The following is a 6,286-nucleotide window of genomic DNA, read 5'->3' as shown; positions in this document are numbered from 1 at the left end:
TAAGCTATTCAGAAGACTTGAAACACCACTATCAGATCTATCAACTCTTACTTTTTCACTTTCAGAACAAAGACCCTGAGAAATTTTTCGGACTCATTGAGGACAATCTGAAGCAGGTTCATCCTATTTTTCAGACTGTCTTTAAAACTTTTTTCAAGGATAAAGACAAGATTATCAACGCCCTTCAACTACACTATTCTAACGCCAAATTAGAAGCAACCAATAATCACATCAAACTTATCAAGCGCAATGCCTTTGGTTTTCGGAACTTTGAAAACTTCAAAAAACGCATTTTTATCGCTCTGAATATCAAAAAAGAAAGGACGAAATTTGTCCTTTCTCGATCTTAGCTGACTTCAACCCACTACAGTTGACAAAGAGCCGGATTTCCACTGGTTTTTACAATTTTTTTCAGACTAACTTCCACTTCTACTAGTGGTGGAACTTAGTTTGGGAATTTATCCTTTGGTTTTCAGTGTAGTGATGGCTTTTGAGAGGCGTTCTACTAAGGTAATGACTGCACTTTTGTGTTTTTCTCCCACAATTGTATCCCCTTCTATATGACCGAATTCCGTCTTAAAATTAGGATAATTGTCTGCTCTCTCACGTAAATCTCTGCGCAACGCTTGTTTTCCTCATTTTTCGCTATGACCATTTAGTTTTCTTTTGCCTTTCCAAGGGAAGTCCTCTTTCTTTAAATTACCACGGTCTACTAGTTGATAGAGAGTTCTCATAGAACAAGAACCCCCTATCTGGATAAGTTCCTTTAATGACATTAAGACTCCAATTTTGTTCTAAATGAGTTTGGATAAAATCTTCTTCTGATTGCATAAGACTGGTTTTATTGCTGCCACAGCGTTTCTTATTGATTTTATATCGGTTATAGTAATCATAAGCAGAGTGCCCCTCTTTCAGATAGTTGATGACATTGTAGATTGTCTGTTTTGATCTTCCAAGTGAAGTCGCAATATCTGAAACTTTTATGTTTTTCTTGATAGTAAGCCTCTATCATTACAAGCTCGTTTGTGGTAAGATGAGTATAGGTTATTTATGTTAGTTCCTTTCAGACAAATGCGGTGTTTATCTGAGCCTAACATAGATGGCTTTTTCTGTCTAGCTTAATTTTACAAATTGGGAAACGAAAAAGAAGGTTCTTTTCCCTAACGAGGAGGCTCTGGAACGTTACTTAGTTACTTTGTTTGACGATTATAATTTCAAGCAAAGTCAACGAATCCATAAAAGGGTTTGGCCAATGTTCTGACATACTTGAAAGCTTATTTGATTAAAACTCCATAACTCTGCTAGAGTGTTTATACAAAATTATTGACAGTATCGCACTTACCTACAATTCCAGTAATCTTTTTAGTGCTTTTCGTCATAACAAAGTCTCCATTTCATTTTTGACTAAAATTAACAATTACAACATGATAATCAAATAGTCATTCATTGAAGCATGTCCACTAATAATTGTTTTAACTCCTTTTTCTGTCCGTCCGTTAGTTTTTCCTTGTGGGCATCATGATTTTCTACTGTTCCTACGTGTGTTTGAATTGAACCATCCTCTGCAATAATTACTAAAAATGGTACAGAAAATTCATCATCACGATGTTTCTCATAAACTATTTTTAAGCGCCTACGAAGATCATTTGTGAAACTTTTACTTCTTGTATCTACAACATAAGCCTTCTGATTAGTTGTCGCTAAAGCATCATCTAGAATCGGAATCAATTCAACGCACCAAGGACATGCTGCAAAACCAAAGTAATAAATCCCTTCTTCTCCATCTTCGATTTTATTGATTACACTCTCTGGTTCTTCATAAACAAATTGTGCCGTATTCGTATTATATGCAGGAGCTTTATCAGCATCTATAGCCCATTGATAACCTATTATAAAGCACACTAACAGTGCGACACCAACTAACAAAATTTTAAAGAATCTTTTCATGCCTTTCCTCCTTTTCTCATTATATTAAGTAATGATAGTAGAATAACTTGTCCATCCGTACAAAATGGAAAAATATGTAAAACATTCAAGAAACAAACTATTCTTACTAAAGACAAAAAAGCATTATTAGATGGTATTAGAAGTCCAATTAATACCAGACCAGTAGGAGCAGCTAATGCTATAATAAAATTATGAACATCTCTGCCCTTATTTATAAACTTCACTGAGGGAACAAGAAAATTTTCAAATTCAAATTTAGGATTATATCCAAGGAAATACGCAGTCAAATAATGTAACATCTCATGAATGACCACAGTCAGTAAAACTAGTGGAAGTTGTACCATGATTTCCCAAGCTGTCATACTGGATCCTCTCTCAATTTCCTTTTATTTAAGAGATAGCCTGCCAGTAAGAATATTGCCATAGTCACAATATAGGAGATAATCAATCTATGGTGTAGTAAAAAAGTCGTATTTAATTCACTTGGTGTAATCCTACTAATAATTTTTACTCCAAAAAGTGTCAGAACTGTTCCACTTTCATTAATTTGAAAAAGTTCTACAAGCAAATCAATAGCCACTAAAAATAGATAAGTAATATTTCCCCATTTGAAGTAATTGAGTAATTTTTTGTTCATATCAATACCTTCTTTCTTTTGCTAGAAATACACTCAATATAAGTAATAACACTACTAATATAGCTGATGAAAGATAAACATTATCATTTTTTAAAACAAGATAGAGTACTATGGACAGAAAGACTGTGGTGGTTGTCGATGCTGTCTCATTAAGATTACCCTGAGTAGTCGGAAAAAGAAGCCCTGCTATCAAAGCACATAAGTAAATTGCCATGGACAAGAAAAATGGTAACATCGTTCCTTTCAGGTAAACTGCAATAACTAGAGGCGCCGCAGATAGTATTATTCCTCCCAACAATAATGAAATTACTTCTTCATTTAGACCAACCCTATAAAAATCATAGTATTTTCTAATTCTAGCTGTTGCGTCCGCATAGTTTATAGCAGAGAATACAAGAAGGGAATTTAAATTAGCGAGTGTCTCTAATCCACTTCTTAAACCTAATTGGTAGGTAATAATAAGTGAAAAAATCGTGATTAATGTTAATGAATGGATAAAGCTTTTATGTCGATAAATAGCTGGAAAAGTTGTATTCAAATTAAGTTTAATCATAGGTAACCTAATCAAACCATAGGACAGCTTCTTATACTCTTGAATATTTAAAGCGAATTTATAACTCAAAAATATAACAATGATGAGAATTATAAGAGATATTAAAACCATGATTACAATTAGATCTGTAAGGCCAATTAAGATTTTTCCTACAGATGTGTCAATACCTATTTTGAAATATACCAGATATGTTACACAGAATAAGGTGAAAAATATGTCTAAAACAAATAACACTGAAGCAACTGAAAGTTGAGTGAACTTTATTACTACCTTTGCAAAAACAGCATACAGTGCATCCATTGTTGAAAAAATAGCTAGAAAAATACTATGAAATAAGACTAGCAACATCAATAAATCACTTACTTTGATAATAGGCACCTGTCCAAATAATGGGAATACTAAGAGCAAGACCAATTCATAACCTATTAGTGCTACTCCTATTTTGAACATTTTTTGAGCGACTAATATCTCTCTTCTACTGTAAGGGAGTATGTTCGTTATATAGACTGAGCTTTTGGTTAATGTTATAATTGAATTTACAAAAACAAAGAGAGCAACTGAGAGAATAATACACATATTAACATAACTCATAATTGTTATTCGAGTTAGTTCTGTAAGTGTTTCTATATCTAGCCCTCTAGCACCCTCACCTAAAAGTCCAATTTCATGAACATTAGCTAAAAAATACCAAAAATAAAGGATAAAACCAATAATGGCTACGATTAGTTGATTTCTCTTTTTTTTGAAAAATGGCCTATTCAAAAAACCTTTTAAAGCATCATTATAGTAAAATGATACCAGATTAAATGAGTTCTTTAATTTTTTGAATTTTCTCAACAATTTTCCCTTGCTGATAGATGTATTCAGAAAGCTCATCTGCTGTACCCTTAAACTTCGTTAGTTTCCCTTTCCTCATTAATAAAATATCATTGGAAAATTGGTTTATAATATTCTGCTCATGAGAAACGAGCAATACCTTGTGTTTCTTGGCATACAGACCAAATAATTCTTGGGTAAGAATAACTGTTTCTAAATCTAGTCCACTAAAAACTTCATCAGCAAGGAGATAGCCAACATTCAATGAAAGCCCCAAAGCAATTTGAAGTTTCTTTTTCATACCGAATGAGTAAGACTCTATTGCTTTTTCCAACGCTTCAGTCATATCTAAAAGACGAGATATCTCAGAGAAGATGGTTTTACTTGAGCATTCATATCGTGACTGGACAAAATCTGCATATTCATTGCCCGTTAAATATTCTGGTAAGTAGGAGTCCGAAGGAATGTAAAAAATGTTTTTTTTGAAAGCATCGCTTCCATTAGAATTTCCATTCAATAGTACCTCACCACTATCGTACTGAATAATTCCTGATATCAAATTTAGAAAAACAGTCTTTCCAGAGCCATTCAAACCTACAATAACTGTGATGCCTGTTTTTCCCAAAGTTATCGACAGGCTATCTAAAACACAGTGGCTACCAAATGATTTACATAATTCTTTTACTTCAAGCATACTTCCTCCAAAGATAACGACTAACAATTTGAAGAATTAGAAATAAACTCTTTAAAAGCCAAAAGCAGACAAACTATATTCTTCTCTAGAACTCAGTTTATCCGCTTCATTGTCCAATTAAGCTATAATCTAGAAAATCAAACATTAAGAATTATTTGTAGCAACCGATACTAACACCACCATTAAAGAAGTTAGCTATTCCAGAAAATGTATAGCCTCGACTAGTGCAGTAAAATGCATATCCAAAGTATAGGACGATTAAAAGGACAAAAATCCAAATAAGTGCATGATTACGAACTATTTTATTATACTTATTAGACAAGTATAGATAAATATTATCAAAAATACTTAAAACCATTTGATTACCTCATTTCTATAATAAAGCCACATAACAATTTAAAGTACTCGAAAATATCACTATTAGTACATTGGAATTTCTCCTTTCTTTGAACTGATAGTACTACCAGCTTATTCATAAAATTGTACAATTCATATCTTAAAAATCAACAGTATATAATTCTCCAGAATCAAAGTCTAAAGAGGTGGGACTGGGATTTATTGATGGTTTACCAACAATAACTTAATTTCATAAAAATAACCCACCAAATATTAGATTTTTTCTGTCTAACTTTTGGGGTGCAGTTCAACTGCGACAACAAACTTTTTAGTTGCTTTCTTCATTTCTTGAAACCCCTTTCATATTATATCATACATAACCTAAATTGTCAAATTAAATTAGACTTTTCAAGTAACTCAGAAAAACTGCTAACTTCTCAAAGTAACTTCCACTTGCCTAACCAAAGTGGAAATTAGTCTAAAACGGATTTTTATGGTGGAATTAAATGTGAGACGTTTGAGTTAGAAATGAGGTCTACTATGACAAAACATAAACACCTAACCCTTTCAGACCGTAATGATATCCAATTAGGCTTAGAACGCGGTGAAACCTTCAAAGCTATTGGACATTCCATTCTAAAAGATCCGACCACTGTCTCCAAAGAAGTCAAACGAAACAGACAAGTCCGAGAGTCTACATGCCATAACCTTCCTTGCCCTCTACTCGACAAGGTTCCCTTTGTCTGTAATGGCTGTCCTAAAAGAAGACAAAATTGTGGCTATAAGAAGATTTTCTACCTCGCTAAGCAAGCTCAAAAACAGTACGAACAAACTCTTGTCGAGTCTCGTGAAGGAACTCCTCTCAATTCCAAAACCTTCTGGGAAATGGACAAAGTCATTTCTGATGGAGTTAAAAAGGGACAACACATCTATCATATCCTCAAAACTCATAACCTTGATGTCAGCTCCTCAACCGTCTATCGGCACATCCGAAAAGGATACCTATCTATCGCCCCGATTGACCTAGCCAGAGCCGTTAAATTCAAAGAAAGACGGAAAAGTAATCTACCTTCCATCCCTAAAGAAGCTAAAAAAGGCCGTTCCTATGAGGATTTCCAAAACTATTTAGCCCTTAATCAACTGAATTCTTGGCTAGAAATGGACACCGTTATGGGCCGAACCGGAGGAAAAGTCCTACTCACCTTCAACCTCTCTTTCTGTAACTTTATCTTCGCTAGACTTCTGGATAATAAAACTGCCCTTGAGGTTACCAAACACCTCTATGACATCAAGAACACTTTTC

Annotated in this window: 7 protein-coding genes and 1 pseudogene; 3 read left to right on the top strand and 5 right to left on the bottom strand. The window is 33.8% G+C overall.

Annotation, left to right across the window (positions count from 1 at the left end):
* Together D2908_RS09840 and D2908_RS09830 are read left to right on the top strand one after the other, a co-directional pair.
* Positions 1-350: transposase (locus D2908_RS09840; RefSeq protein ID WP_133297855.1), on the top strand; the 350-nt coding region annotated here is incomplete at its 5' end.
* 785 nt (positions 351-1,135) lie between these two features.
* Positions 1,136-1,286: pseudogene (locus tag D2908_RS09830) on the top strand (IS256 family transposase); the annotation flags it as partial.
* 157 nt (positions 1,287-1,443) lie between these two features.
* Here the strand turns inward: D2908_RS09830 and D2908_RS09825 are convergent.
* Genes D2908_RS09825 through D2908_RS09805 form a run of 5 tightly spaced genes read right to left on the bottom strand, consistent with a single transcriptional unit; the run spans position 1,444 to position 4,647 of the window.
* Positions 1,444-1,947, bottom strand: a complete 504-nt coding sequence (locus D2908_RS09825; RefSeq protein ID WP_117306733.1) for a transporter — start codon at positions 1,945-1,947, stop codon at positions 1,444-1,446.
* Positions 1,944-2,309: a metalloprotease family protein gene (locus D2908_RS09820; RefSeq protein WP_117306731.1), complete on the bottom strand. Its 366-nt coding sequence runs from the start codon at positions 2,307-2,309 to the stop codon at positions 1,944-1,946. The genes D2908_RS09825 and D2908_RS09820 overlap by 4 nt, the downstream gene beginning before the upstream one ends.
* Positions 2,306-2,584: a hypothetical protein gene (locus tag D2908_RS09815; RefSeq protein ID WP_117306730.1), complete on the bottom strand. Its 279-nt coding sequence runs from the start codon at positions 2,582-2,584 to the stop codon at positions 2,306-2,308. The genes D2908_RS09820 and D2908_RS09815 overlap by 4 nt, the downstream gene beginning before the upstream one ends.
* Before the next feature lies 1 nt (position 2,585).
* Positions 2,586-3,974, bottom strand: a complete 1,389-nt coding sequence (locus tag D2908_RS09810) for a hypothetical protein (RefSeq protein ID WP_240628287.1) — start codon at positions 3,972-3,974, stop codon at positions 2,586-2,588.
* Positions 3,940-4,647, bottom strand: a complete 708-nt coding sequence (locus tag D2908_RS09805; protein ID WP_117306728.1) for an ABC transporter ATP-binding protein — start codon at positions 4,645-4,647, stop codon at positions 3,940-3,942. Before D2908_RS09805 ends, D2908_RS09810 begins: the two co-directional genes overlap by 35 nt.
* 876 nt (positions 4,648-5,523) lie before the next feature.
* On the opposite strand from D2908_RS09805, the gene D2908_RS09795 reads away from it, so the two are divergent.
* The coding region (locus D2908_RS09795; protein WP_133297854.1) for a helix-turn-helix domain-containing protein at positions 5,524-6,286 on the top strand (763 nt) is incomplete at its 3' end.

The organism is Streptococcus sp. LQJ-218 (assembly GCF_003428885.1).
GTDB lineage: Bacteria > Bacillota > Bacilli > Lactobacillales > Streptococcaceae > Streptococcus.
This window is presented reverse-complemented; position numbering and strand designations above follow the sequence as displayed.